This is a genomic window from Haloarcula sp. MBLA0138 (assembly GCF_055632455.1).
In genome coordinates this window covers 157,789-184,312 of sequence record NZ_CM145746.1, presented here as the reverse complement: position 1 = coordinate 184,312, position 26,524 = coordinate 157,789, and the positions used below count along the sequence as shown (strand labels likewise).

Genomic DNA, 26,524 nt, shown 5'->3' with positions numbered 1-26,524 from the left:
ATGACGATACTCGACGACGCGCGGGCGGCGCTGGAGGCGGGGCCGCTCTGTGACGCCTGCCTCGGGCGGCTGTTCGCCGAGCGGAGCTTCGGGCTCGCCAACGCCCAGCGAGGCGAGGCCCTGCGCGTGACGCTCGCGCTCGAATCCGACGACCCCTACGAGGCGGCCGACGACTGCTGGGTCTGTGAGGGGGAGTGCGACCGGGTCGAGTGGTGGGCCGAGCAGGCCGCGACCGCGGCGCGGGGCTACGCGTTCGACACCTATCAGGTCGGGACGAAGGTGCCGCCGCTGCTTTCGGAAAACGACGACCTGCTGCGCGAGGACGCCGGGCTCGACGCCGACAGCGGGGAGGCGCTGAAGACCGAACTCAACCGCGAGGTCGGCAAGCGCGTCGGCCGCGAGACCGGTGCCGAAGTGGAGTTCGGCCGTCCGGACGTGCAGTTCACGCTCGATTTGGCGACCGACGCGGTCGACGTGCAGGTCAACTCCGCGTTCGTCTACGGCCGCTACCGGAAGCTCGAACGGGACATCCCACAGACGAAGTGGCCCTGCAACGACTGCAACGGCACCGGGCTGTGGCAGGGCGAGCCCTGTGACGGGTGCGGGGGCAGCGGCTACCGCTACGACGAGAGCGTCGAGCAACTCACCGCGCCGGTCGTCGTCGAGGCGATGGACGGCGAGGCCGGGACGTTCCACGGCGCGGGCCGCGAGGACGTGGACGCGCTGATGCTCGAATCCGGCCGCCCGTTCGTCATCGAGGTCGACGCCCCCCGGCAGCGGGACGTCGACGTCGAGGAGCTACAGGCCGACATCAACGAGTTCGCCGACGGCAAGGTCGCGGTCCACGACCTCGCGCTGGTCACGCACGACATGGTCGAGCGCGTGAAGGAACTGGCCGCCTCCAAGACCTACCGCATGGACGTGGCCTTCGACGGGTCGGTCGAGGCGGACGACTTCGCGGCCGCGCTGGCGGAACTGGACGGCGTGACCGTCGCACAGGACACGCCCCGGCGGGTCGACCATCGCCGCGCCGACATCACGCGGACCCGCGACGTGTACGACATCGAGGGCCACCTCGACGGACCGACCCGCGCCGAACTCCGCGTCCACGGTGAGGGCGGCCTCTACGTGAAGGAACTGGTCTCTGGCGACGAGGGCCGGACCGACCCCAGCCTCGCCGGGCTGTTGGGCGTCGGTGCCGAGGTCACGGCGCTGGACGTCGTCGACGTACAGGGCGAGGACGAATCGTTCCTCGTCGACGAGTACCGCCGGGAGTAGCCCGTCGCCACGCCCCGCTCGTCAGCCCCTCGCTCTCCGGCCGTCAGTCGCGCCGTTCCCCGTCCTCGACCGCCGCGCCCCGGACGTTGTGTTTGACGCTGTCGAGCCCCTGTCTGGCCTTCTGTTTCGACGCGTACCCCTGCCCGCCGTCGGCGATGACGTTGCCGTTGTCGTGGACCAGCCGCCACCGCCACTGCTCGGCCGCGTCGGCGAACAACTCGAAGGTGGCGGCGCTGCCGCCCGTCTCCGGGGCCGTCTCGTCGGTCGAGGCGTCGACTACGTGCGCACCGGGGGCGTTGGACCGGACGCTCTCCAGTCCCTGCTCGACCTTCTGTCTGGAGGCGTACCCCTCGCCGCCGTCGGCGATGACGTTGCCGTTGTCGTGGACCAGCCGCCACCGCCACTGCTCGGCGCTGTCCTCGTACACCTCGAAGGTCGCCTTGCTCGCGGCCGCCGCGGTGTCGACCGCGCCTTCGGGCTCGGACCACTCCATCTCGATTTCGAGGTGCAGTTGCCCGTCCTCGCGTTCGAGTTCGACCCCGACCTCGGCGTCGGCCGGCGGTTCGACCGTCACGGTCTGGTCCTCGTCGACCGGGGTCGGCTCGTTCCGCTCGAAGCGCCGCGCGAGTCGGCGCAGGTAGGACGCGATACCCCCGCGGCTGCGTGTCTCCACCGCCTCGTGGATGGTCTCCTCTGGCATCACCGGACCAGTCGGCTCGCCAACACATAATGTTATTGGGCACTGTCCGGTCTGGCAAGAGGTTTCCCGAGTACTCTTCCTTACTTGTTAGGCAGTACTGTTTTTGTAAATGTGGGTAAGAAGGACGTATGCAAACAAACGTTCTCCGCTGGTTACGCTCCTCGCTGCGTGGGACCGAGACAGCGGCCCACGAACCCCGAACCGACGGGGGGCAGGTCGCGACCGAACCGAGCGACGACGCGGTTTCGGACGCCCCATCGACCGCGACGAGTGCCCCGACAGCGCAAGCGGACAGCGGCCCGGAATCGGAGACCGACGACTCGGAGTTCGATGTCGGCGGCCACGTCGTGCTCAGTGGGCTCCCACAGGCCGCGTTCATGCTCAGTCCCGACGGAGAGATCAGGGCGTGGAACCACGACATGGAGGAGATGACCGGTATCGACGCCGACGACGCGCTCGGACGCACGGACGTCGGCATGCTGCTCTACGATAGCACCGACCAGACGATGATCGAGCAGGTCCTCGACGCGCCGAAGACAGCCGACGAGGCGTTCGGGCTTACAGTCGAGGACCCGTCGCGCCACCTCTACGTCAAGGAAGACCGCGTCGCCGACCACAGCGGGAACGTCGAACACTACGCCCGAGTCACCGTGATGCCGATATACGAGGACGGAGACCTACAGGGGGCCGTCGAGATGGTCCAAGACCTGACCGAAGAACGACGGCGACAGGAGGCCGTCGAGGCACTCGTCGACGAGGTGTCGGGAACGCTACAGGCACTGACCGACGGTGACCTCGACGCCCGCGCCTCCTTCGCCGACAGCGACCACGTCGATTCGCAGTTGCTCACGGTCGTCGACGAGGTGAACGAGATGGCCGAGAACATACAGGAGACCGTGGTCCGCGTCGACGAGCAGGCCACTCGCCTCTCGGAGGCGGTCGAGCGAGCGACCACCGCTGCGGCCGACATCGACCGCAACGTCGACGCGCAAAACGACCTCCTCGTCGAGAGCGTCGAGGAGATGTCGTCGTTCTCGGCGACCATGGAGGAGGTCGCGGCCACCGCCGAACAGGTCGACACCGCCGCGAAAACGGCCCGTGAAGCCGCCAACGACGGACTGGACGCGTCCGAGGACGCCCACGAGGCGACCGACGAAGTCACGGACATCGGCGAGGAACTCGTCGAGTCGGTCACCGACCTCGGCGAGCGGATGGACGACATCGAGAACGTCGTCGAGGTCATCTCCGAGGTGGCCGAACAGACCAACATGCTCGCGCTGAACGCGAACATCGAGGCGGCCCGTGCGGGCGAAGACGGCGACGGGTTCGCCGTCGTCGCCGAGGAGGTGAAGACGCTCGCCGACGAGACGCGCCAGCACACCGAAGACATCACCGAGAACATCGAGAGCCTGCAGACACAGACCGACTCGACCGTCGCCGCGGCCGAGCGGTCCCACAGTCAGATCGCGACCGCGAGCGACCAGATAGACGAGGTGCTGACGGCCTTCGAGGACATCGCGGTGGCTATCGACGAAGCCGCCCAAGGAATCAGCGAAGTCTCTCGGGCGACCGACGACCAGACCGAGACCGTCGAAGAACTCACGACTACGTTGGAGCAGGCACGCGAACACGCGGCGGACACGGAAGACGCGGCCGACAACATCGTGACGGTGACCGACGAACAGTCCGCGGCTATCGACGAACTGAACGCCCGCGTCCGGCAACTCAGTGACGACCACTAGGCGCGCGCTCCCGGCAGCGCCGGCGTGAGTGGACTCCGGTCGCGGACACCTCCCGCATCACGAGACCGGCGGGGCACAACCGTTTTGTCGGCCCGGGCGGAGTGAACAGCCATGCGATTCGGCGTCGACGAGGCCGGGAAGGGACCCGTCTTGGGGTCGATGTTCGCCGCGGCGGTCCGAGCCGACTCCGCGGCGTTACCGGACGGCGTCGGCGACTCGAAGAACATTCCCGCCGACCGGCGCGAACGGCTGGCCGAGGCGGTCCGCGCCGCCGCCGACGCCGTCGCCGTCGCCGAAATCCCCGTCGAGCGCATCGACGACCCCGAGACGGACATGAACGGACTGACTGTCGCCGCCCACGCGGAGGCGCTGGCCGGCGTCGCGCGCGACGGATTGGCCGGCACCGTCGACGCCGGCGACACCGACGCCGCGCGCTTTGGCCGCCGCGTCGCCGCGGGCGTCGACGCCGACGTGTCGGTCGAGGCGGCCCACGGTGCCGACGAGACGGACCCGCTGGTCGGCGCGGCCTCAATCGTCGCCAAAGTCGAGCGCGACGCCCACGTCGCGGCGCTGGGAGAGGCCTACGGGGACCGGGTCGGCTCGGGGTACCCGAGCGACCCGACGACCCGCGCGTTTCTCGCGGCCTACGTCGACCGCCACGGGACCGTGCCCGACTGCGCCCGCGCGTCGTGGTCGACCTGCGACGACGTGTTGGCGGCCGCCGAGCAGGCGACGCTGGGCGAGTTCTGACCGGCCTACTTCTCGTCTAGCACGAGGTTCCGCAGGATGTCCCCGTAGGCCGGCCGCGTCACGAGCACGCCGATGAGGACGCCGACGATGGTGATGATGGCGAACCCGGAGAGGTCACCCAGCGACAGCGCCATCAGCGGGCTCATCGCCACGATGGTCGTCGCGGCGGCCGCACCGATGACCCAGAAGGCCTTGCGGAAGCGGCTCTGGAACACCCGCCCGGTCTCGACGGAGCCCTGCTGGAGTATCTCGTCGGCGATGATGATGAGGTCGTCCACCCCCGTCCCGATGACGGCGATGAAGCCCGCCAGATGCGAGAGGTTCAGCGGGTACTGGACGAACGCGACGAAGCCAAGCAGGATGAACACCTCCGACAGCGCCGTCACTATCATCGGCAGGGCCACCTCGGGGCGGCCGTAGCGAGCGTAGACGACGAGGCTGACCGCCAGCACGGCCACGAGGCCGGTGATGACGGAGTTCCGCTGGAACTGCTCGGCCAGCGCCGGCGACAGCTCCGCGCTGGTCCCCTGCTCGAAGGCCAGCGGCGCGGGAAGGCGACCGGACTTGAGGTTGAGTTCCAGCTCCCGGGCCTCCTGAATCGAGGAGGTGGACATCCGGAACGTCGGCCCGTTGACGAACTCGCCGCTGGCGAACTCCTGCCCGAGGCCGGCGGTGACCCGCGAGACGAACACCGGCTCGCCGTTCAGCGTCGTCACGATACAGCGGTCACCCGCCGGGAGGCTGGTCGGGTCGCTGTGGTTGTACTGCGTCGGGTCACACGAGGTGCCGCTGCCGAATCCCCGTGCGGCCATCCGCTCGGCGAAGTCGCCGGCCACGCCGTCCGCGACGGTCACCGAGACGCCGGGCCGACCGTTGACCTCGCGGGCGGTCCCCACGTCGGCGAACTGCTCCTGTGAGAGCACCTGTTCGCGGACGTGCGTCCCGTTCTCGTTGGGGTAGACCGCGTAGACGCGGACGGTCCCCCGCTCCTCCAGCAGGTCGATGAGCTCCTCGGTGCTGCGGTCGGGCGCGGTGACGCTGATGAAGCTCCGCCCGGTCGGCGAACTCACCTGCTGGACCGACCCGCCGCTGAGCGCGGACTGGCTGATGCGTCGGTCGACGCGCTCGACCATGTCCGCGCGGGTCTGAGCCGTGACGCCCTCCCGGATGGTGGCGGGGTCGTACCCCTCGGCTTCGAGCGCCGCGCGGAACTCGGACTCGGTGACGTTCCGGGAGAACACCTCGATGGTGCCGCTGCCGCCCGCGCTCTCGGGCGCGCGGACCTCGACGTCGATGGGGTCGATTCCGAGGCCGTTCGCCAGCGTCTGCTCGGCCTGTGCGGTCCGGTTGGGGACGGTGACGCCCTCGGCGGTCATCCCGACGATGGGCGCGCGGACCCGCGTCCCGCCGCTCAACTGAATGCCGTACTGGAGGTTCGTCGCCCGGTCGTCGGCGGCCGCGCCCTCGTCGGCAGTCAGCCCCGGCGGCGTTCCGGGGACGAACAGCGCCGCCGCGCTCGCCAGCAACAGGACGACCAGCAGGCCGACCCGCCAGTTCTCCGGCAGGCGGCTCATCGGTTCACCCCCTCGTACTTGTACCAGCGAAGCAGCGTCACGTTGAGCATGTAGGTGTTCATCAGGTCGGCGGCCAGCCCCAAGACGAGGACGAGGCCGATGTCGGCCATCAGCCCGATACCGAACAGCGTCGCCGTGACGGCCATCACGGCCATCGCGGCCATGGAGGTCAGCGTCATCGTCACCCCGGTCCGCATCGCGCGGTAGGTCGACTCGTAGAACCCGCCCGAGCGCCGCAGGACGTGGTTGTTCAACAGGATGTCCGAGTCCACGGAGTACCCGATGAGCATCAGGAGGGCGGCGACGGTGCCCAGCGAGAGCTCGATGCCCACGAGGTTCATCACGGCGATGGGGATGACGATGTCGGAGAACGCGGAGATGACGATGGCGATGCTCGGGACGAACGTCCGGAAGAAGGCGAAGGCGAGGACGCTCATCCCGAGGAAGGCGATGCCGATGCCGATGACGGCGAACCGTTGGTTCTCCGCGCCGAACAGCGGCGACGTGGTGCCGCTGCGCAGCACCGTCAACTGTTCGCTGGCCTCCGCAGTGTCACGGATTTCGGAGATGTCCGCCGTGCTGTCGAACGTGACGACGTAGCGGTTGCCCTCGCCGGTGGATATCTCTTGGACGGAGACCACGGGGTAGTCGAACGTCTCTGATACCTCCTGCTGGGACAACTGAGTCGGGGACTCGACGGTTATCTCCGCCCCACCCGTGAAGTCGACTCCCGGCGTGACCGGCGCGCCGGTGACGACCCACCAGCCGCCGATGACCAACAGCGCCAGCGCCAGCACCGCCAGCGGTATCGCCACCAACTGGCGGTTCGAGTACTGGGTGTAGTCGACTTCCGGGACCTCGAACGCGACCATGGCCGTGGGTGTGGCACGCCCCCGAATAAGCCTTCTCAAACGCCGGTGGTCAGTCCGGCAGGTAACGGACGCTCACGACGCCGTCGGCGGTCCGCACTTCCACCCGTTCCATCCCGAGGCGGGCGGCCCGGGCGACGGTGTTCTCGTCGTCGACCACGTCCGCCGCCGCGGCGTCGACCTCGTCCTCGGGGACGGTCAGCACGTGCAGTTCCCCCTCGCCGGCGCGGTCGATGGTCGTCACCTCGCCGACGGCCTGCTCGGCGGCCGTCTCCCGGACCTGCGTGGTCGGCTGTAGGTCGACGCGCTCGACCGGAACCGTCCGGCGGTCCCGGACCTCGGTGACGGCGTAGGTGACCTCCATCGGCGGCTCCGGTTCGACGGTCGCCTCCAGCACCTCGCCGGCCTCCACGCCGGGGTTCTCCGACAGCGTCACCACCTGCGAGTCGACCACGTCCCGCAGCGTCGCCGTCTCCGCGTCGGCGGCCGCGACGAGGAAGGTACCCTCCTTGGTCATGGCGAGCCTACAGCGGGTACGGCCTTCGGGGTTTCGACTGCCGAGTCGGGAGTGCGAGGGCATTTGTACGCGCACGTCCGAGCGGGCCCATGGACGAGTTCGCGGCGGACACGAAAGTCGAGTGGCGCGAGTGGGGGGCCGACGCCTTCGAGCGCGCCGCCGAGCGCGGGACGCCGGTCCTGCTCTCGCTTTCGGTTCCGTGGAGCGCGGAGTGTCGGGCGATGGACCGAGGGACGTTCGGCGAGCCCCGCATCGCGGCCAACATCAACGACGGGTTCGTCCCGGTCCGGGTCGACGCCGACCGGAACCCCCGGGTCCGGGAGCGCTACACGATGGGCGGGTTCCCCTCGACGGTGTTTCTGACTCCCGAGGGGGAGGTCATCACCGGCGCGACCTTCCTCGGTCCCGACGGCTTCCGGGGCATCCTCGACAGCGTCCGGGAGTCGTGGGACGCCCGCGGGGACGCGGCCGGTTCGGTCCCCCGACAGCTACAGGACGAGGCCCCGCCGGCCGGGGAGTTGCGCGCCCGCATCGAGGAGCACATGGTCGAGCAGTTGCTCGGCGCGTTCGACGACGAGTTCGGCGGCTGGGGGTCCGACGTGAAGTTCCCGCTGCCCCGGACCGTCGAGTTCGCGCTGGTGCGGGCCCGCGACCAAGCGACGCGGACGCTGGAGGCCGTCCAGACCCACCTGCTCGACACCTACGACGGCGGCTTCTACCGCTACGCGACGGGGCGGGACTGGTCGAACCCGCGCCGGGAGAAGCTGCTGGGCGAGAACGCCGCCCTCGTGCGGGCCTTCGCCCGGGGCTATCGCTACACCGGGACCGAGTCCTACCGGGACGCCGCCCGCCGGACCGTCGAGTACCTCACGACGGACCTCTGGACCGGGGACGCCTTCGCCGGCAGTCAGGCCGGCGACGACGACTACTACCGGCTGAGTCCGACCGCCCGCGAGGACGCCGACGCCCCCCACGTCGACGACACGGTGTTCGCCGACCGGAACGGGCTGGCCGTCGACGCCCTGCTGTGGGTGTACGCCTACACGGACAGCGAGCGCGCCCGTCGGTACGCCGAGCGGGCCCGCGACCACGTCGTCGAGACGCTGGTCGAGGACGGCGCGGTGCGCCACTACGGCGGCCCCGAGAGCGACGCCGGTCTGCTGTTCGACCAAGCCCAGCTCCTGCGGGGGCTGACCACCAGCGGGCAGGTGCTGGGCGAGCCCGGGCCCGCGGCGGCCGTCGCCGACTGGACCATCGAGCACCGCCGGCAGGACGGCGGCGCGTTCCGCGACGGTCCCGACAGCGGCGCGGGCCTCTGCGGGCGGTCGCTACACCCGCTCGACGCCACCGTCGAGTTCGCCGACGCTCTGGTCGACCTCGCCGCGCTCACCGGCGCGGACCGCTATCGGACAGCGGCGACCGCCGCCGTCGAGTCCTTCGCCGGCGCGGCCGAGCGGATGGGCGTCGAGGTGGCCCACTACGCGACGGTCGCCGCCCGCCTGCGGGACCCGCAGGTGCTGACCGTCGGCACCGAGGCCGGCACGGACCTCCACCGGGCCGCGCTCCGGCTGGCCGACCACGAGACCACCGTCGTCCCCGACCCCGAGGGCGACGGCGTGGCCCGCCACCGCGAGGACGGGACGGTGACCGCCGAGGCGGAGACGCCGGCGGCCCTCGAAGCGGCGCTGACCGGCGGGACCGCGGCCGAGTGAGCGCCTGCGCCCCGGCGGCGAGGGGCGCACGGAAGCGGCGAAAACGTCCGGGAACGGTAAACGACCGGTTAGTTTTTGCGTGTGCGACCGAAGGGTCCGGTATGGCGAGCCTGAGAGACCTTGGGTTGTCCGAGTACGAGGCGCGGGCCTACCGCTCGCTGCTGGAGACGGGGCCGACAACGGCCAAGGAGTTGTCCCGGGCCAGCGACGTGCCGATGGGGCGCATCTACGACGTGCTCAACAGTCTGGAGACGTACAACCTCGTGCGCAGCCAGACAGCGAGCCGTCCGAAGAAGTACGTCGCCGTCGAGCCCGACACCGCCTTGGACCGCCTGCTGGCGGACAAGAAGCGCGAACTCGACGAGAAGGCCGAGCAGTACGAGGGCATCGTGGACGACCTCTCGGACCAACTGGAGACGGGCGACCCGGTCGAGGAGCCGTTCTGGACGGCCGCGGTCGGCCCCGAGGAGACGCTCGACCTCCTGCTCGAACGGCTGGCGGCGGCCGACGAGCGCATCGTCATGGTGGGGTCGTCGCCGGCCCGGCAGGTCGACATCGTCGACGCCACCGAGCGCATCGTCGACGAACTCGAGGCCGCGCTGGAGCGGGGCGTCGCGGTGTCGCTGCTGGTGCGCCCGGACCTCTTCGAGAGCCTTCCGGACGCGGTCAACCGGGCGTACTGGGAGCGGCTCTCGCCGTACGAGCGCTACGAGGCCCGCGCCAGTTCCGATGTGACGACCACGTTCGAACTCGTCGACGACACCGAGGTCTGCATCGAGGTGCCACACCCGCTGGGCCGGGCGGAGACGTTCGGCGTCATCGACCTCAAGGACCCCGAGTTCACCGCCGACATCAGCGAGGCCTTCGCCGACCACTGGGCGGAGGCGACCCCGGTGGGGCCGCCCTAGCGGTCGCCGGGGACGGAAACCGGTCCCGAGTCGGGACCTCAGTCGTCGGCGAACTGCGCGCCGTCGACCTCGGCCCGGAGGTCGTCGAGTTGGGCCACCCGCTCGGCGTGGGCGTTGTGCTGGTGGATGGACTCGTCGTTGGACTGTTTCATCGTCACGATGGCGTCGTCCGGGAGGTCGGGGAACGCCTCGACGACGCCCTCGGCCATCGCGCGCACGCAGTCCTCGACGAACTTGGCGTCCTTGTGGGCCTCGAAGGTCATGTGGTCCTCGTCGGGCCGCTTGGCGAGGTTGTAGATGCGGGCGCTCATCGAGTCCCGGGCCACCTCGATGAGGTCGTTGAGGTCGACCTCCGGCGCGCCGTCGCTCTCGACGGTGAGCGTGGCGTGGCCCCGCTGTGAGTGGCCGGCCTGTGGCATCTGTTCGAGGAACTCGTCGATGACCGCGTCCTCGACCTGCATACTGCGCAGCGTCTCGCGGGCGCGGGCGGCGGACATGCCCTGCGAACAGGGACAGACGGTCATCCCGGTGACGCGAGCGCCGATCTCCTCGCTGGTCCCCTCCTCGGTGGCCGTCGCGGAGGCGATGATGTCGGCCGTCGACTGGGTCGCCATGTCGCTCTCGGGGGTGCGCTCGTGGGTGACGTACTCCGCCTCCATGCGCACCTCGGCTTTCGTCGTGTAGTCGTGTTTCTCCAGGAGTAGCTCCGCGGCGTCGCCACAGACGTCCTCGACGCGGTAGGCCTCCTCGGCGACCGCGTCCTCCAGCGTCTCGTCGACGACCTCCATATTGCGGGACATGTCGGCCCCCTTGCGCCACGAGGGGAGGTCGACCAGCACGTCGAACTCCGCCATCAGGACGATGGGGTCGCGGTCCCGCCGGCCGAGCTTCACGAGCTTCTCGACGCCCGTCACGCCGACGCGGTTGAGCCCGACGGTCACGTCCGGACTCGAAGCCTGCACGTCCGGGAGTTGCTGACTCATTGACCGTCTTTAGGACGAGACTCGGTTAGTGCTTTCGGAAGGGGGAACCCGCCCCAGACGGGGCAGGGCGGGCGCTACCCGGACTCCGACTCGGAGAAGGGACCGCGCGCGTCGATGTCTTTGAACATCGCCTCGAAGTCGGACTGGTCCAAGTCGGCGGTGATGTCGTCGAGTTCCCCCCGGATATCGTCGATGTCGGCCCGGAGCTGTTCGAACGCCTCGCTGTTCGAGAGCGCCGACTCCGACTTGCTGGCCTGCAGAGCGGCGAACTTCGAGGTGAGCGCGTAGTACTCGCGCAGGCGGTCCTCGTAGTTCGCACACCGCAGGAGCCGCTCGATAGTGTCGAACAGCGCGTCCTGCGAGACCGGCTTGACGACGTAGTCGTCGAAGGGCATCTCCAGAATATCGAAATCGGGGTCGACGGCGGTCACCATCGCCACACGGGTCTCCAATCCCCGCTGTCGTATCTCGGTCAACACCTCACTCCCGGACAGGTCCGGCATCCGACGGTCCAGCAACACTACGTCGACGGTGTCGTCGAGCGCGTCGAGGGCCGCCTCGCCGCTGTAGGCGGTCTCGATATCGTACCGTTCGCGTAGCTGTGCGGCGTAGGCGTCGGCGACATCGGTCTCGTCGTCCACGACCAGCACGGTCGCGGGTCCCTCGTGTGTCATTTAATCGCACGTGAGCATTGTCTAACGGAGGGAAAAGCGTTCGGCTTGCCGTCAGAAACTGAACCATTTCCGCGCCCGGACCGCGGGCCGGCGGCGGGGTCGGTCACTCGCCGACGATGTCGTCGTACCGAGCGCCGGTCTGTTTCAGCGTCGTCGTCGAGTACAGTCGGTCGTGGTCGAACGGGAGGTGGTCGGTCGCGAGTTCGTCTATCTTCGCGTCGACGGCCGCGCTCTCGCGGCCGTGAATCATGGTAAAGAGGTTGTACGACCAGCCCTGTTCGGGGCGGCGCGGGCGGTGGTAACACAGCGTCACGTACGGCAGCGCGCCGACCGCTTGGCCGCGGGCGTCCAGTTCGTCGTCGGGCACGTCCCAGACGACCATGCAGTTGCTGTCGAAGCCGGTCGTGAGGTGGTTGACGACACAGCCGATGCGCTTGATGCAGTTGCCGTCGCGCAGGCCCTCGACGGCCGCGAGCACGTCCGCCACGTCGGCGTCGACGGCCGCGGCCACGTCGCGGTACGGCGTCGCCGTCAGCGGGAACCCTTCTTGTATCTCCAGCAGGAGCCGGCGGTCCAGTTCCGAGAGGTCCGCGGCGGCGTCCTCGCTGACGCGGGTGGCCGACGCGGCGGTGTCCTCCAGCGACTCCCGGGCGAACCGGTCGCCGTTGACCACGGGGAACTCGAGGTCGATGTAGTAGTCGGTCAGCATCGGCAGGACCAACACCGACAGCCCCGTCTCGGCCTCGATGTCGGCGACGATGCGGTCGCGCGTCTCGCGGGACCCCGCGGTGACGACGAACCACATGTTCCACTCGTGGTCCCGGGCGTAGTTGTGGTTGACCTGCCGGTGGCCGTTGACGGCCTCGGCCACCTCGTCGAAGCGGTCCTCGGGGGCCGAGACGGCCGCGAGCGTCGACGACCCGATGACTGGCGGGTTCAGTACGGGCCCGAAGCGCCGGAAGACGCCGACCTCGCGCAGCCGTCTGACCCGTTCGAGCGCCTCGTCGGCGTCGACGCCCAGCCCGTCCCCGACGGCCTCGAAGGGCCGCTCTTCGACCGGGAACCCGCTCTGGAAACCGTCGACGAGAGCGGCGTCCACGTCGTCGATGCGCTCGCGCCAGTCGCCCGACCGGAGGCTCATCGTTTCCGGTTAGGAGTCAGGGGGTGTATGGCTTTCGGGGCACGGGCGCGTTCCCGCAAGATGAGAACGAAACGCAGGGGCTTTTGGAACCGAGGCCGAACGGGTTCGCATGGCACAAGCGACCCGCGAGTACGGCGAATGGCCCCTCAAGCGGCTGATGACGGAGGTCGTGGGCTCCGGTCACAAGTCGGCCGACGACATGACGCGGGCACAGGCCCGCGAGGCGTTCGAGCGAATCCTCGGCGGGGAACCCGACCACACGACGCTGGGCGCGTTCTGGCTCGCCAACCGCTGGAAGCGAAACGTCCCCGAGGAACTGGGCGCGTACGTCGACGTGATGACCGAGGAGTCGGTCGTCAGAGCCGAACCGGACGCCGACCCCGTCGACTGCGGGGCCAACTACGACGGCAAGGGCGAGTCGGCCATCCTCGGCGTCGCCGCCGGCCTCGTCGCCGCCGCCGCGGGCACGCCCGTCGTCGTCCACTCCGGCGACCGCGTCCCGACACAGAAACAGGACGCCTACAAGCACGTGCTGGACGAACTCGGCGTCCGGACGGAACTCGCGCCCGAGGAGAGCGCCGAGATGGTCGATTCGACCGGCTTCGGCTTCTACTATCAGCCCAACTTCAACCCCGGTATCCACGTCCTGTTCGAGCGCCGGGACATGATGGGCGTACGCACCTTCGTCAACACCGTCGAGACGCTCGCCAACCCCGCCGGCGCGAGCGTCCACCTCGGGAGCTTCTACCACCTCCCGTTCGCCAAGAAGATGATTCGCACGCTCAGAAACGCCGAGACCAGCACCGTCGACCGGGCGCTGTTCTTCCAAGGGATGGAGGGGTACGACGACGTGCGCCCCGGCGAGACCGTCGTCGCCGAGTGGCCCGACGAGAGCGGCGACGACGAGGCCATCGCCGACTTCGAGATTCGGACCGGCGAGTACGGGATGGACCTCACCAGCGAGGCCCTCGAAGTCGACGACGTGGCCGCCGACTCCGCGGAGATAACCGAGGCCGTCCTCGCCGGCGAGCGCGACGACGGCTTCGCCGACGCCGTCGCGCTCAACGCCGCGCTCCGCATCTACGCCCGCGAGGACGCCGACAGCGTCCGCGACGGCCTCGAACGGGCCCGGGACGCCCTCGCCGACGGCAGCGCCGCCGACGCGCTCGCGGACCTGCGGGCGTTCTGAACCGGGCGGGTCCGAACCTTCGGCAGGCCCCGACTCACCGAAGTTCCGTCGCGGCGCTGACGTGCATGCCGACGAACCGCCAGTCCGGGGCACCGCTGGGGTCCGCGTCGCCGACACCGTCCGCGTCGCCGGCCGCCCCCTCGGCGTCCCGGGGGCCGGTCGCGTCGCGCCGTTCGAGCGTCCCGCTCCACCGCGTCTCGAAGGCGTGGCGCTGGCCGGTCTCGGTGTCGGTCCACGCCAGCCCGACGGCGTCGCTGAACCACGCGTGGGCGTCGCGCTCGGTCACCCGGAGCGCGCCGCTGTCGACGGTCCAGTCGGCCGTCAGCGCGGTCTGTTCACGCAATCCCTCGCGTATCGCATCGGTCCCGACCAACCGCTCGGAGACGCCGAACTTCACCGCCGGGTCGTCGCCGGGCCGCTCGGGCGCGAAAAAGCGTCCCAGCGGCTCGCCCTCGCGGAGCGCGTCGTAGTACGCCGCGACGGTTCCGCGGGCGTCGACGGCCACCGTCACGCCTCCCGGGCCGCGGCGACGTGTTCGCGCGCCTCCTCGCGGGTCATCCCGCGGACGCCACAGGCACAGGACAGCAGTTCCGGGTCGGCCGGTTCGTCGACCTGCTCGCGCTCGGCCCGCTCCAGCCGGTCGCGGTCGGCGTCGTAGTCGAAGGCGACGCGGTAGCTCACCTGCGTCACGCCCTCGATGCGGTGGTCCTCGTCGGGGTCGGGGTTGGCGATGGCCTCGGCGTGTTCGGCCCGCATCGCCGACTGCCACTCCTCGAGGTTCGCCTCGGGGTCGCGCTCGTCGCTCATGGTCGAGGGGTCGCCCCCGACGGACAAAAGCCCGGTGTCGACGGCCGGCGGGCCGACACCGCTTTCGTCGCCGGCGACCAACGTCCGCCGATGACAGCCGCCGACGAGTGGACCGTCCCCGCCGACGGCGAGGTGTGGGGCCACGACACCGTCGAGACGAACGGCCTCACGCTCCACGCGGTCACCGCCGGCCCCGCCGACGGCGACCTCGTGGTCTGCCTGCACGGCTTCCCGGAGTTCTGGTACGCGTGGCACCGCCAGATTCCGGCGCTGGCGGCGGCGGGTTACCGCGTCGTCGCGCCCGACCTGCGGGGGTACAACTGCTCGGCCAAGCCCGAGGGGGTCGCGGCCTACGACGTGGCCGAACTGGTCGCCGACGTGGCGGGACTGGTCGACGCCGCCGGCCGGGAGTCGGCCCACGTCGTCGGCCACGACTGGGGCGGCCTCGTCGCGTGGCAGACGGCCGCCGACCGCCCCGACGTGGTCGACCACCTCGCCGTCCTGAACGCGCCACACCCCTCGGCCTACGAGCGGGCGCTTCGCACCTCGCTCACACAGCTACGGAAGTCGTGGTACGTCGGCTTCTTCCAGCTACCGCGCCTGCCCGAGTGGAGCCTCCGGCGCGACGACTTCGCGGCGCTGGAGCGACTGCTCCGGGCGTCGACGGTCCGGCCCGACGCCGTCTCCGAGACCGACGTGGCGCGGTACAAGCGCGCGCTCGCCCGCCCCGGCGCGCTGACCGCAGCGGTCAACTACTACCGGGCGGCGTTCCGCCGGAGCGCGCGACTGACGCTGACGCGGGGCGGGGTCGGCGACCTGCCCGTCGCGGCCCCGACACTGCTGGTGTGGGGCGAGCGCGACGCCGCTCTCGACGTGTCGCTGACCGAGGGGCTGGACCGCTGGGTCCCGGACATCCGGGTCGAGCGGCTTCCCGACGCGAGCCACTGGGTGCAGTTCGACGCGCCCGAGCGGGTGACCGACGCGCTGCTCGCCCATCTGGGCTGACGCGGGGCGGGAGTGGGCAACCTTTTCCCCGGGGCCGCCCTCCGAGAGCGTATGAGCGACCTGACCGCGACGCTGCACACGAGCGAGGGCGACATCGAGGTAGACCTGTACGACGAGCGCGTCCCCGAAACCGTCGAGAACTTCGTCGGACTGGCCGAGGGCGCTGACGACTACGAGGGGACCGAGGTCGGTCCCGGGACGGGTGCGTGGGAGGACCCCGACTCCGGCGAGAAGCGCGTCGACCCGCTGTACACCGACATCGAGGTTCACCGCGTCATCGACGACTTCATGGTACAGATGGGCGACCCGACGGGCACCGGCCGCGGCGGCCCGGGCTACACCTTCGACGACGAGTTCCACGACGACCTCTCGCACGACGGCGCGGGCGTCGTCAGCATGGCGAACCGCGGCCCGGACACGAACGGTTCGCAGTTCTTCATCACGCTGGACGCCCAGCCCCACCTCGACGGGAAACACGCCGTCTTCGGCGAGGTCGTCGACGGCATGGACGTCGTCGAGGCCATCGGCAACGCGGAGACGGACCACAACGACGCGCCGGTCGACGGCGTCGTGCTCGAATCGGTCAGCGTCGACCGCTGACCGGGCGCTGAGACCGTCGGCCCCGCATCCCGCGTCCCCGTTCGGTCACGCCGGCCCGCGTCCCCGTTCGGCAACAGCTAATTACTCCCGGAGTGTACGGTCGGCAAACGTGGCTCACGTCGCCCGACTCACGGTCTACCCGGTGAAAGGCTTCGACAGACTCGACAGGGAAACGGCCGGCGTCCGCCCCGGCGGGACGCTCGTCGGCGACCGCGAGTTCGCGCTGTTCGACGGCGACGGCGACGTTGTCAACGCCAAGCGCAGCGACCGGTTTCACGCCCTCGACACGGCCTACGACCCCGAGACGGCGACGTTCCGGGTGGTAGACGGGGACGAGAGCCGACAGTTCGACCTCGAAACGGCCGACGGGCGGGCCGAGGCCGCGGCGTGGCTCGGCGACGCGCTCGGTATCGACGACGACCTCACGCTCGCCCGCGACGCGGCCGAGGGCCACGTCGACCGCGGCGGCTCCGGGCCGTCGGTCGTCAGCACGGCGACGCTGGAGGCGGTCGCCTCGTGGTTCGACGACGTGACCGTCGACGGGGCGCGCCGCCGCCTGCGAGCGAACGTCGAAATCGGCGGCGTCCCCGCGTTCTGGGAGGACCGCTTCGTCGGCGCGGACGCCCCGGCGTTCGAAGTCGGCGGCGTCCGCTTCGAGGGCGCGACGCCCTGTGGCCGCTGTGTCGTTCCGACGCGGGACCCCGACACCGGCGAGCCGACGCCGGCGTTCCGCGAGCGGTTCGTCGAGAAGCGCCGCGAGACGTTCCCCGAGTGGGCCGACCGCGACGCCTTCGACCACTTCTACACGATGATGCTCATCGCGCGCGTCCCCGAGGGCGGCCGCGGCCGGTCGCTGTCGGTCGGCGACGAGGTTCGGGTCCTCGACGGGACCTGACCGGCTACTCGCGCGCGCCCCGACCGGCCGCCGCGTCGGCCGCGCCGCCGCTACCGACCGCAACCGAGCGGTATATAGGTCACATAGTAGCGTTCAACCCACTCGTTCGTGTGGGTTCGGCCACGGCCCGGTCCCCGCGGCCGGAACCCCCCAACACATGGTCGAGACACGCCAGCCCACCATCGACCGCGCCGTCGAGACCGTCGGCGCGGAGATAGCGACTGTCAGCACCGAGCGAGACGCGTTCGCCGCCTTCCGCCGCCGCCTCGCCGAAGTCACGTCCCGCGGCGCGCCGTCGAGCGTCGCCGAGCCGACCGGGGGCGCGCTCGCGGTGGCGTCGCCCGACGTCGCGCCCGCCGGTCTCCGGGCGGTTCGGACGGCCTACCGCGAGACGGTGATGGACACGCCCCACTACGACGCGGAGTACGGCGACACGCTCCGGGAGAGCCTCACTGCGGAGTTCGGCGAGTCGCTGGCCGTCGCCGTCCTCGACGCCGCGGGGCTGACGCCGGCGGTCCGCGAGTGCCTCGTGGAAGCGACCGACCGAGCGCGCGAGCGCCGAGCCGAGGCCCTGCGGACCTTCCGCCGCGAGCGCGACTCGCTGGTCGAGTGCCGCGACGAACTGAACGACATCGAGGCGACGGTCCACGACCTGACGACCGGCGACCGGCCCGCACGCCGCGACGCGTTGCAGGCGGCGACCGAGCGCTGCGACGCCGTGGCCCGGCGCAGACAGGAACTGCTCCACGGCCGGTCGGCGAGCCCGCTCTCCGGCGTCGAGGAGACGAGTCTGGTCCGGTATCTCTACGGTGACGCGCTGTCGACCGACTGCCCGGTGTTGTGCGACGTGACCCGCTGTCGGGCCACCATCGACGCGAACCGCTGACCCGCGCCAGCGCGCCCGGCCCGGCGAGGGCTCGGGCGGCACCTCGTGTCGGGGCCGCGCGACGCCCGCGTGCCCCGGCGAGCGAGCGTCGTCTGTGGACTGTGGGAACCGACAGTCGAAAGGCCGTCGGTCCCCAATCGTCGCCGATGGCAGACGCCGACGAACCCGTCGACCCGAGCGCGGTCGGCGAGCAGAACGCGCCGCCGGTCGAGGAGAAGCCGTACAAACTCATCTTCGAGGCCAACAAGTGCTTCGGGGCGGGCAAGTGCGCCGAGGTGTCGGACAACTGGTCGCTGGACCTCGACACGGGAATCGCCAAGCCGAAGGCCTACTTCTTCGACGAGGAGGAACTCGACCACAACGTCGCGGCGGCCGACATCTGCCCCGCGAAGAAGGACCGCGGCGTCATCCACGTCGTCGACCGTCGCACCGACGAGGAGATTGCCCCCGACCCGAACGGCGACGGGACGCTCTCGGTCGACTGGTAACCGAAACCCGTTTTCCCCAGCGGCGTGCAGGACAGCCTGCGCGAGGGTAGCCGAGCCTGGCCAAAGGCGGTGGGCTTAAGACCCGCTCCCGTAGGGGTCCATGGGTTCGAATCCCATCCCTCGCATCCGCGGCGAGCGAACGCGAGGCGGGATGCGACGCGCTTTTGCGGCTCAGTACCGTATTCGGGTTGAATGACCGACACACCCAGCGACGCGGCCGAAACCTTCGAACGCCGCGAGGGGTTCACCGCCGTCGCGGACGGCTACGCCGTCGAGACGACGAGTTTCGAGGGTCACGTCACCGCGAGCGAGCGCGACGACTGGCGGACCGACTACGAGGTTACCGTGCGGGCACCGACGCTACACGCGGCGACGGCCGACGAGGTCGGCGACGCGGTGGCCGACGGCTGGTTCGACACGCTCTCGTTGCGCCTCGAAGACGCGCCGAAGGCGACCCGGGTAGCCGTCGACCTTGACGACTACGCGGTCGAGCGCGACGGCGAGGACGTCGTCGTCACCTACCGGTTCAGCCTCGGCGGCGCGGGCGAGGCCGCGGACGCGGCGAAGGCCTTCGTCGAGTACGTCGAGGGGACCTACGTCGAGGGTATCGTCCCCGGCTACGACTACGTCGGCGTCGTCGCCGACCTGTTGGGCGAGGCCAGCACCGGCGGGAGCGAGGGGACGCGGGGCGGGACGCCGCTGTAGGCGCGGTTTCGGCGGGACGGCGTGCCCGGTCAGTCCATGGCGATGTAGGTCTGGGTGTTCTCGACGCCGTTTATCTCTTGGATGTGAGTCGCGGCTACGTCCTTGACCGCGGCGGGGGAGTCGACGACCACCTTGGCGATGAGGTCCACGTCGCCGGCGACGATGTGGGCCTCGGCGACGCCGTCGACGCCCTCGATTTCGGTCTTCAGGCGGTCCGCGTCGCCGGTGTGGGCCTTGACCATAACGTAGGCGGTGACCATCGTCAGGCACCCCCCACCGCGGTCGCGGGGCCGGACTCGCCGACGATGATGCTGCGCACGTCCGACAGCGTGTCGAAGTCGGCGAGGACGACGAGGTGGTCGCCGATTTCGAGCGTCCCGTCGGGGTCGGGGAGCGCGAGCGGCCGGTCGCCTTTCCCGTGGGCGAGCAGGCGGGAGTTGGCCGGCAGTTCCAGTTCCGAGAGCGTGTAGCCGTGCATCGGCGAGGCGTCGGTGACGGTGAAATCGACCAGTTGGAGGTGCTGGGCGATGTCGGCGACGGCGCGGATGTTGCCGCCCAGCAGCGCGTTCTTGGCGGCGATAGCGCCGAGGCGCTCGGGGTAGATGACCTCGTCGACGTCGGCGGCGTAGCGCTGGTATATCTCCTCGCGGTAGTCCTCGTCGATGCGCATGACGGTCCGACAGCCGTGCTCTTTGGCTATCATGCAGGCGACGAAGTTGTCGTTGAGGTCGCCGGTGAGCGCGCCCAGCGCGTCGGCGGCATCCAAGTCCGCGTCGGCAAGCGTTTCTTCGAGCGCCCCGTCGCCCTCGACTACCTCGAAGCCGGCCGTGCGCGCTCGCTCGATGGCCGCCTCGTCGCCCTCGATGAGGACGACCTCGTGGCCGCTCTCTCGGAGGACGCGCGCGGTCCGGAGACCGACGCGCCCTGCACCCACGATAACAAATCGCATACGAGGCCGTAGGGGACGGGGGTGGATAAAAGTACCCCGGGAGTAACGCGAAGCGAGTCGTCCGTCGAGCGGGCCGTCTCAGGCGTCGAGAATGGCGTCGAGGAGCTTGGACTGTGCGGCCGCGAGGTGTTCGGCCAGCGTCGAGACGGAGATGTCGAGCGCCTCGGCGACCTCGCCGGCGTTGGCCCCCTTGGGGTACTCGAAATAACCCATCTCGACGGCGGTTTCGAGGACTTCGCGCTGGCGGTCGGTCAGGCGGCCGCGGTCGACGAGTACGGAGTCCGCGGCGTCGGTGTCGCCGTCGCGCCGCAGTGTCCGCAGCGAGACGTCGTCGAACAGTTCCTTGAGGCGGGTGACGATGGCGCGGACGCGCTCGACGTCGGGGGCGTGAAACGTCACCACGAGCCGGCCGTCGACGGCGTGTACCTCCGAGACCGGACAGGAGAACTCCTCGACGGTCTCACAGACACAGCCCTGTCGGTCGCGCTCGAAGCGGTACCGCCCGCCCGCCTCCGTGGCGAACACCTGCTCGATGTCGGCGTGGGCCGCCGGCGCGCCGCCGTCGGTCTGTGTCGCCGTGAACTCCTCGACGACCGCGCCGTCGCGCGGACTGCTCCGGGCGACGTTCGAGACGGTGGTGTCGACCTCCTCGGAGACGGCGGCGACGGGACAGGCCCCCGGCGAGTCGACGGCGAGTTCGGCTCTGATACCCGAGTCGCTCATACGCGTAGCTGGGTGATAGCGGCATAAAACGGTGGTAGCGGGTTCCCAGCGCGTGAAAAAACCCCGCAATCGGCCGGGTGTGGCCCCGGAGACCCGGGCTACCGGAAGTCGAAGCGCGTAAGAAGCCCCTCTGAGATTGAGCGGGTATGACCGACGACGCGGCGGGGACACACGAGAACGCAGCGCAGGACGTCATCGCGGTCGACGCCGACGACACCGAGCAGGGGGTGGTCAACCGGCTCGACGCCCACACCGGCGAGGGCATCCGCCACCGCGCGTTCACCGCGTTGCTGTTCGACGAGGACGGGCGGGTCCTGCTGGCCCAGCGGGCCGCCGACAAGCGCCTCTGGGACACCCACTGGGACGGCACCGTCGCCTCCCACCCCGTGCAGGGACAGACACAGGTCGAGGCCACCCGGCAGCGACTGGAGGAGGAACTGGGCGTCACGCCGAGTCAGTACAGCGACCTCCGGGTGACCGACCGCTTCGAGTACAAGCGCTACTACGAGAACGCGGGGCTGGAGTGGGAGGTCTGTGCGGTCCTGCAGGCGACGCTGCACGACACCGCCGTCGACCCGAATCCGGAAGAGGTCGACGGCCTCATGTGGGTCCCCTACGACCGCCTGCGCGAACACCCCGAGTACTACCGCCAACTCCGCCTGTGCCCGTGGTTCGAGATAGCCATGCGCCGCGACGGGGAGCGGTAGGGCCAAGCGGCCGGCGCGTCTTCCGGGGCGGGGTCTCGATGCCGCGAGCGGCGCTTCCGTGACCAAGCTACAATACGACGCCGGTCGATAGCGCCGGCATGGCGTTCGAACGCGTCGACCCGTCGACCGAGAAGCGACTGGAGCCGATAGCCACACACACCGACGCCGAGGTCGAAGCGGCGCTCGACTGCGCGACCGAGACGGCCACGTCGTGGGCCGACCGCACCGTCGAGGAGCGGGCGACGCTACTGGCCGAGGCCGCCGAGCGGCTGCGCGCCGGCGAGGACGAGTACGCCGAGACGATGGCGACCGAGATGGGCAAGCCCGTCTCGGCGGGCCGGTCGGAGGTCCGGAAGTGTGCGTGGGTGTGTGAGTACTACGCCGAGCGCGGCCCCGAGTTCCTCGCCGACGAACGGGTCGGCAGCGAGGTCGGCGCGAAGACCTACGTCGCCCACGAACCGCTCGGGCCGGTGCTTGCGGTGATGCCGTGGAACTTCCCGTTCTGGCAGGTCTTCCGGTTCGCCGCTCCGTCGCTGGTCGCCGGGAACGTCGCCCTGCTCTCGCACGCCCCGAACGTCCCCGAGTGCGCGCGGGCCATCGAGGCCGTGTTCCGCGAGGCGGGCCTGCCCGAGGGGGCGTTCCAGACGCTGCTGGTCGACGACGAGCAGACGCGGGAATGCATCGCCGACGACCGCGTGGCGGCGGCGACCTGTACCGGGAGCCGGGCGGCCGGCCGCGCGGTGGCGAAGACCGCCGGCGCGAACCTGAAGCCGACGGTCCTCGAACTCGGCGGGAGCGACCCCGCGGTGGTTCTCGACGACGCCGACGTGGACGCGGCGGCCGAGACCATCGCGCGGGCCCGGACCATCAACTCCGGGCAGTCCTGTATCGCGGCCAAGCGCGTCGTCGTCCACGAGGCCGTCGCCGACGAGTTCGTGCCGGCGTTCGTCGACGCGATGGCCGACCTCCGGGTCGGCGACCCGTTCAGCGACGGAACCGACGTGGGACCGCAGGCCCGCGAGGACCTGCTCGACACGCTCGACGAGCAGGTCAGGGCCACCGCCGCGGCGGGCGCGACGGTCGAACTCGGCGGTGAACCGCTCGACCGGAAAGGGTTCTACTACCCGCCGACGGTGCTGACGGACGTGCCCCGCGACAGCCCCGCGGCGACCGAGGAGGTGTTCGGCCCCGCCGCGGCCGTCTTCGAGGTGCCCGACGAGGCGACAGCACTGTCGCTTGCGAACGCCACCGATTACGGGCTCGGGGCGAGCATCTGGACCGAGGACAGACAGCGGGGAGAGGCGTTCGCGCGGTCGGTCGACGCCGGCTGTGCGTTCGTCAACGAACTCGTCAAGTCCGACCCGCGACTGCCCTTCGGTGGCATCGGCGAGTCGGGCTACGGCCGCGAACTCGGCCGCCGTGGCCTCCGGGAGTTCGTCAACGAGAAGACGGTGTGGGTGGCGTAGCTCAGTCGGCGTCCACTGGCGGGTCGGTTCGGGGCAGTTCCACCGCGACAGTCGTGCCGTCGTCGGCGTCGGCGAACGCGAGGGTCCCGCCGACGTTCCTGACGACCCAGTTGACCAGCCAGAGCCCGACGCCGGAGCCGTGCCGGAGCGGCGTCTCCTCGCCCGACTGGATGACCGCCCGCTCGTGGTCCGCGATGCCGGGGCCGTCGTCGCTGACGCGAACGGATACCGTCGACTCGGCCGCGTCGTCGGCGACCGACACCGCGACCGTCGGCTCCGGGCCGCCGTGTCTGACGGCGTTGTCCAGCAGTTCCTCGACGGCCAGCGCCAGCGACGGCGCGCCCTCGACCCACAGGTCGTCCGGACAGGACAGCGAGATGTCGGCGTCGGGGTTGGCCTGTCGGGCCTCGGCGACGACCGGCGAGAGGAGCCGCGACAGCGACATCGGCCGCGGCCGCTCGCTCTCTAAGGCCTCCGAGACGCGCCCGATCTTGTCGCTGCGCTCGACCACCGCGTCGACGGTGTCGAGGATGCGGTCGATGCGGTCGCGCTCGGCCGGGTCGACGCTGTCGGCCAGCAGGTCGGCGTTCCCCCGGACGACGTTCATCTCGTTGCGGATGTCGTGGCGCAACAGCCGGTTGAGCACGTCGATGCGCTGCTCGCGCTGTCGCCGGTCGGTCACGTCCCGCAGGCTCACGAGATGGCCCGAGACGGTGCCGTAGGCCCGGTACAGCGGCGTCACGCGAACGTCGTAGTGCCGCACGGCTCCGTCGCGGTCCAGCGAGAGTTCGGTCTGGCCGGACTCGCCCTGCGGCGGGAGGGCGTCGGCGAGGGCCGGCAGGTCGTCGTCGAGCGAGCGGCCGGGCAGCGCGTCCGGGCCGTCGTCGAACAGCGCGGCCGCGGCGGCGTTGACATCGACGACCCGCCCCGACTCGTCGACGATGACGACCGGGTCGTCCATCTCGGCGAAGACCGCCTCGCGGCCGAGTTCGCGGGTCACGGGGGCCACGTCGAGCAACTGCCCGCGGAGGATGGCCCCCGAGAGGACGACGCCCGAGACGACGTAGGCGAGGCTCGTCGGGTCGAACGTGACCGGGAGCGCGTCGAGCGCGTACAGCGTGTGGCCCAGCGTCGGGACGGCGACGGCGACCAGTAGCGCCAGTGCCTGCCCGCGGTACAGCCGGTTCGTCTGAAACAGCAGCCCCGAGAGGAGGACGCCGCCGGCGAGGACGAGCGCGAGCGTGTACGCCACGTGGCCCCAGTAGGCCAGCCCCCAGACGGGGACTAACGCGGTCGTCCCGCCGGCCGCCGTCGTCGCCGACCCGGACCAGACGGTCCCGTGGCCCCCATTCGACCACACGAGCGTGACGAAGACGGCCGGCTCGACGAGCAGGGCCGCGAACCGCCGGCGAGTGAGCCACTCCGGCCGGCCAGCGTAGTCGACGACGGTCACCAGCCACGCGAGGGGGACGACAGCCGACAGCGTCAGCTGTAGCTGGAGGAGCCGCGCCATCGCGTCCACGTCGGGGACGGCGAGTTCCAGCCCGTAGGCGACAGCCCAGAGACTCGCGGCGACGACGAAGGCCGCGAGCGGCCCGGCACCGGGGCGGTCCCGGTGGAGCCAGACGAGGAAGGCGACGGCCATCCCGGCGACGGCGGCCAGCAGGACGCCCGACAGCGGGGAGAGTACCATGCGAGACGTTTCGTGGGGTTTCGCCGGCTGCGTAAAGTTCCTCGGGTCGCTGGAGCCGCCTCCTTTAACCGTCGTGCGCTCGAATCGGTTGGCAACAGAAACATGTCACACGGAACCGGCCCGACACGAATCGCGTCGGGCACGCCGGGCCTCGACGCGGTGTTGCACGGCGGCCTGCGCGAGGGACAGACGGCTATCGTCAGCGGGGGGCCGGGGACCGGGAAGACGATACTGGCACTCCAGTATCTCGCGGCCGGAGAGGGCGGGCTGTACGTCGGCTTCGAGGAGAGCGAGCGCGACATCAGGGCGAACGCGGCGACGCTGGGAATCGACCTCGGCGACGTGACGATACTCGACCTCAGCGCCGAGGACGAGCGCTTCTTCGAGAGCGAGAGCTACAGCGTCTTCCCCGCCGAGGAAGTCGAGGGCCAAGAACTGCTGTCGGAGATAGCGAGCGCCATCGAGGAGCGTCAGCCCGACCGGCTGGTCGTCGACCCGCTGTCGGAACTGCGGTCGCTGCTACCCGACGACTTCCAGTTCCGTCGGACCATCTCCTCGCTTTTCAATACGCTCAAATCGAGCGACACGACGACGCTGTGTACGACGCAGGTCACCGCCGACGGCTCCGACGCCGACCTCCAGTTCCTCGGGGACGCCACGTTCGAACTCCGCCGGGAGACGTACCACCGGACGCTCGAAGTGACGAAGTTCCGCGGCTCGGACTCGGCCAGCGGGCGACACACGTACCGCGTCCACGACGGGGAGGGCGGGCGCGTCTACCCGAAACTCGTCCCCGGCGACCACGCCCGCGAGCGGTCCGGGACGCAGTTTGGCTCCGGCGTCGCGGGGCTGGACGACCTGTTGGACGGCGGCATCGAGCGCGGGTCGGTGACGGTCATCTCCGGGCCCTCCGGCGTCGGGAAGACGACGACGGGGACACACTTCCTCGAAGCCGCCGCGGAGGCCGGCGTGCAGTCGGTCGCGTACCTCTTCGAGGAACTACGGACCGACTTCGTCGACCGGTGTACGCAACTGGACATGGATATCGAGGACCACGTCGCCGAGGGGCGGCTGGAACTGGCCGAGGTCGAGTCGCTGACCCAGACGCCCGACGAGTTCGCCATGCGAGTCCGGCGGGCCGTCGAGGAGCGCGACGCCGAACTCGTGATGCTCGACGGGCTGTCCGGCTACAGGCTCGGGCTCCAGACCGCTGGGTCACAGGACCAGTTGCTCCGCGAACTCCACGCCCTCTGTCGGTATCTGAAGCGAATGGGCGTCACCGTCGTCCTCGTCGAGGAAGTCGAGAGCGTCACCGGCGAGTTCGCCGCGACGAGCGAGCGGATAAGCTACCTCGCCGACAACATCCTGTTCCTGCGCTACCTCGAAGTCGACGGGCGCATCGAGAAGTCCGTCGGCGTCCTCAAGAAACGCTACGGGGACTTCGAACGGTCGCTGCGCGAGCTCGCCATCGGCGAGGACGGGCTCGAGGTCGGTGACCGACTGACCGGCTACCGCGGCCTGCTCACCGGCACACCCGAGCGGGTCCGGGACGGGACCGGCTGA

General features: G+C 70.3%; 28 protein-coding genes and 1 tRNA gene. 16 read left to right on the top strand and 13 right to left on the bottom strand.

Annotated elements, in window-relative coordinates; translation table 11 throughout:
• Positions 1-1,278 carry a tRNA pseudouridine(54/55) synthase Pus10 gene (locus ACV7JO_RS00970; protein ID WP_470354473.1) on the top strand — a complete coding sequence of 426 codons (1,278 nt, stop codon included), beginning with the start codon at positions 1-3 and terminating at the stop codon, positions 1,276-1,278.
• A 43-nt stretch (positions 1,279-1,321) separates the two neighbouring features.
• Here the strand turns inward: ACV7JO_RS00970 and ACV7JO_RS00965 are convergent, their stop codons facing one another.
• On the bottom strand, positions 1,322-1,978 hold the full coding sequence (locus tag ACV7JO_RS00965; protein WP_470354472.1) for an HVO_2922 family protein: 657 nt from the start codon (positions 1,976-1,978) through the stop codon (positions 1,322-1,324).
• Positions 1,979-2,106: 128 nt separating this feature from the next.
• Here ACV7JO_RS00965 and ACV7JO_RS00960 point away from each other — a divergent pair, with 128 nt between their 5' ends.
• Complete coding sequence (locus ACV7JO_RS00960; protein ID WP_470354471.1) at positions 2,107-3,720, top strand: methyl-accepting chemotaxis protein; 1,614 nt, start codon at positions 2,107-2,109, stop codon at positions 3,718-3,720.
• 111 nt (positions 3,721-3,831) lie between these two features.
• Positions 3,832-4,470 carry a ribonuclease HII gene (gene rnhB / locus ACV7JO_RS00955; protein WP_470354470.1) on the top strand — a complete coding sequence of 213 codons (639 nt, stop codon included), beginning with the start codon at positions 3,832-3,834 and terminating at the stop codon, positions 4,468-4,470.
• A gap of 5 nt (positions 4,471-4,475) precedes the next feature.
• Here the strand turns inward: rnhB and ACV7JO_RS00950 are convergent, their stop codons facing one another.
• Genes ACV7JO_RS00950 through ACV7JO_RS00940 form a run of 3 tightly spaced genes read right to left on the bottom strand, consistent with a single transcriptional unit; the run spans position 4,476 to position 7,430 of the window.
• Entirely contained in the window at positions 4,476-6,044 is a 1,569-nt protein-coding gene (locus ACV7JO_RS00950; RefSeq protein WP_470354469.1) for an MMPL family transporter, read from the bottom strand.
• Complete coding sequence (secF, locus tag ACV7JO_RS00945) at positions 6,041-6,916, bottom strand: protein translocase subunit SecF (protein ID WP_470354468.1); 876 nt, start codon at positions 6,914-6,916, stop codon at positions 6,041-6,043. Before secF ends, ACV7JO_RS00950 begins: the two co-directional genes overlap by 4 nt.
• A 49-nt stretch (positions 6,917-6,965) precedes the next feature.
• Positions 6,966-7,430 (bottom strand): DUF5812 family protein, encoded by a 465-nt coding sequence (locus ACV7JO_RS00940; RefSeq protein WP_470354467.1) that lies wholly within the window; start codon positions 7,428-7,430, stop codon positions 6,966-6,968.
• A gap of 89 nt (positions 7,431-7,519) precedes the next feature.
• Here ACV7JO_RS00940 and ACV7JO_RS00935 point away from each other — a divergent pair, with 89 nt between their 5' ends.
• Together ACV7JO_RS00935 and ACV7JO_RS00930 are read left to right on the top strand one after the other, a co-directional pair.
• A complete protein-coding gene (locus ACV7JO_RS00935; RefSeq protein WP_470354466.1) occupies positions 7,520-9,142 on the top strand; it encodes a DUF255 domain-containing protein in 1,623 nt (540 codons plus the stop codon).
• Between the two features lie 101 nt (positions 9,143-9,243).
• On the top strand, positions 9,244-10,050 hold the full coding sequence (locus tag ACV7JO_RS00930; RefSeq protein WP_470354465.1) for a TrmB family transcriptional regulator: 807 nt from the start codon (positions 9,244-9,246) through the stop codon (positions 10,048-10,050).
• A gap of 38 nt (positions 10,051-10,088) precedes the next feature.
• Here ACV7JO_RS00930 and mptA read toward each other — a convergent pair whose 3' ends face one another.
• The 3 genes from mptA to ahbB all read right to left on the bottom strand — a co-directional run bounded on the left by mptA (position 10,089) and on the right by ahbB (position 12,848).
• Entirely contained in the window at positions 10,089-11,033 is a 945-nt protein-coding gene (gene mptA, locus ACV7JO_RS00925) for a GTP cyclohydrolase MptA (RefSeq protein WP_470354464.1), read from the bottom strand.
• A 74-nt stretch (positions 11,034-11,107) separates the two neighbouring features.
• A complete protein-coding gene (locus ACV7JO_RS00920) occupies positions 11,108-11,707 on the bottom strand; it encodes a HalX domain-containing protein (RefSeq protein WP_470354463.1) in 600 nt (199 codons plus the stop codon).
• A gap of 103 nt (positions 11,708-11,810) precedes the next feature.
• A complete protein-coding gene (gene ahbB / locus ACV7JO_RS00915) occupies positions 11,811-12,848 on the bottom strand; it encodes a siroheme decarboxylase subunit beta (protein WP_470354462.1) in 1,038 nt (345 codons plus the stop codon).
• Between the two features lie 109 nt (positions 12,849-12,957).
• Between ahbB and ACV7JO_RS00910 the strand changes: the two genes are divergently transcribed.
• Positions 12,958-14,037, top strand: coding sequence for an anthranilate phosphoribosyltransferase (locus ACV7JO_RS00910; RefSeq protein ID WP_470354461.1), 1,080 nt, complete (start codon positions 12,958-12,960; stop codon positions 14,035-14,037).
• Between the two features lie 34 nt (positions 14,038-14,071).
• On the opposite strand, the gene ACV7JO_RS00905 is transcribed toward ACV7JO_RS00910, so the two are convergent.
• Complete coding sequence (locus ACV7JO_RS00905; RefSeq protein WP_470354460.1) at positions 14,072-14,542, bottom strand: hypothetical protein; 471 nt, start codon at positions 14,540-14,542, stop codon at positions 14,072-14,074.
• A gap of 2 nt (positions 14,543-14,544) precedes the next feature.
• On the bottom strand, positions 14,545-14,844 hold the full coding sequence (locus ACV7JO_RS00900; RefSeq protein ID WP_470354459.1) for a hypothetical protein: 300 nt from the start codon (positions 14,842-14,844) through the stop codon (positions 14,545-14,547).
• Positions 14,845-14,934: 90 nt separating this feature from the next.
• On the opposite strand from ACV7JO_RS00900, the gene ACV7JO_RS00895 reads away from it, so the two are divergent.
• The 7 genes from ACV7JO_RS00895 to ACV7JO_RS00865 all read left to right on the top strand — a co-directional run bounded on the left by ACV7JO_RS00895 (position 14,935) and on the right by ACV7JO_RS00865 (position 19,423).
• Positions 14,935-15,849, top strand: a complete 915-nt coding sequence (locus tag ACV7JO_RS00895; protein WP_470354458.1) for an alpha/beta fold hydrolase — start codon at positions 14,935-14,937, stop codon at positions 15,847-15,849.
• A 51-nt stretch (positions 15,850-15,900) separates the two neighbouring features.
• Positions 15,901-16,449: a peptidylprolyl isomerase gene (locus ACV7JO_RS00890; RefSeq protein WP_470354457.1), complete on the top strand. Its 549-nt coding sequence runs from the start codon at positions 15,901-15,903 to the stop codon at positions 16,447-16,449.
• A gap of 109 nt (positions 16,450-16,558) precedes the next feature.
• The gene (locus tag ACV7JO_RS00885; RefSeq protein ID WP_470354456.1) at positions 16,559-17,344 is read left to right on the top strand and encodes an MOSC domain-containing protein; all 786 of its coding nucleotides are present in this window, start codon (positions 16,559-16,561) and stop codon (positions 17,342-17,344) included.
• A gap of 157 nt (positions 17,345-17,501) precedes the next feature.
• The gene (locus tag ACV7JO_RS00880) at positions 17,502-18,230 is read left to right on the top strand and encodes a DUF7260 family protein (protein WP_470354455.1); all 729 of its coding nucleotides are present in this window, start codon (positions 17,502-17,504) and stop codon (positions 18,228-18,230) included.
• Between the two features lie 146 nt (positions 18,231-18,376).
• Positions 18,377-18,718: a ferredoxin gene (locus ACV7JO_RS00875; RefSeq protein WP_470354454.1), complete on the top strand. Its 342-nt coding sequence runs from the start codon at positions 18,377-18,379 to the stop codon at positions 18,716-18,718.
• A gap of 40 nt (positions 18,719-18,758) precedes the next feature.
• A tRNA-Leu gene (locus ACV7JO_RS00870) sits at positions 18,759-18,843 on the top strand.
• A gap of 67 nt (positions 18,844-18,910) precedes the next feature.
• Positions 18,911-19,423: a DUF5813 family protein gene (locus ACV7JO_RS00865; protein ID WP_470354453.1), complete on the top strand. Its 513-nt coding sequence runs from the start codon at positions 18,911-18,913 to the stop codon at positions 19,421-19,423.
• A gap of 29 nt (positions 19,424-19,452) precedes the next feature.
• Here ACV7JO_RS00865 and ACV7JO_RS00860 read toward each other — a convergent pair whose 3' ends face one another.
• The 3 genes from ACV7JO_RS00860 to ACV7JO_RS00850 all read right to left on the bottom strand — a co-directional run bounded on the left by ACV7JO_RS00860 (position 19,453) and on the right by ACV7JO_RS00850 (position 21,095).
• A complete protein-coding gene (locus ACV7JO_RS00860) occupies positions 19,453-19,683 on the bottom strand; it encodes an Lrp/AsnC family transcriptional regulator (protein WP_470354452.1) in 231 nt (76 codons plus the stop codon).
• Positions 19,684-19,685: 2 nt separating this feature from the next.
• Complete coding sequence (locus ACV7JO_RS00855; RefSeq protein ID WP_470354451.1) at positions 19,686-20,372, bottom strand: potassium channel family protein; 687 nt, start codon at positions 20,370-20,372, stop codon at positions 19,686-19,688.
• A 78-nt stretch (positions 20,373-20,450) separates the two neighbouring features.
• Complete coding sequence (locus tag ACV7JO_RS00850) at positions 20,451-21,095, bottom strand: helix-turn-helix domain-containing protein (protein WP_470354450.1); 645 nt, start codon at positions 21,093-21,095, stop codon at positions 20,451-20,453.
• A gap of 146 nt (positions 21,096-21,241) precedes the next feature.
• Between ACV7JO_RS00850 and ACV7JO_RS00845 the strand changes: the two genes are divergently transcribed.
• Together ACV7JO_RS00845 and ACV7JO_RS00840 are read left to right on the top strand one after the other, a co-directional pair.
• Positions 21,242-21,802 carry an NUDIX hydrolase gene (locus tag ACV7JO_RS00845; RefSeq protein ID WP_470354449.1) on the top strand — a complete coding sequence of 187 codons (561 nt, stop codon included), beginning with the start codon at positions 21,242-21,244 and terminating at the stop codon, positions 21,800-21,802.
• Positions 21,803-21,900: 98 nt separating this feature from the next.
• A complete protein-coding gene (locus tag ACV7JO_RS00840) occupies positions 21,901-23,268 on the top strand; it encodes an NAD-dependent succinate-semialdehyde dehydrogenase (RefSeq protein WP_470354448.1) in 1,368 nt (455 codons plus the stop codon).
• Between the two features lies 1 nt (position 23,269).
• On the opposite strand, the gene ACV7JO_RS00835 is transcribed toward ACV7JO_RS00840, so the two are convergent.
• Positions 23,270-24,961 (bottom strand): histidine kinase N-terminal 7TM domain-containing protein, encoded by a 1,692-nt coding sequence (locus ACV7JO_RS00835; protein WP_470354447.1) that lies wholly within the window; start codon positions 24,959-24,961, stop codon positions 23,270-23,272.
• Between the two features lie 102 nt (positions 24,962-25,063).
• On the opposite strand from ACV7JO_RS00835, the gene ACV7JO_RS00830 reads away from it, so the two are divergent.
• Entirely contained in the window at positions 25,064-26,524 is a 1,461-nt protein-coding gene (locus ACV7JO_RS00830) for an ATPase domain-containing protein (protein ID WP_470354446.1), read from the top strand.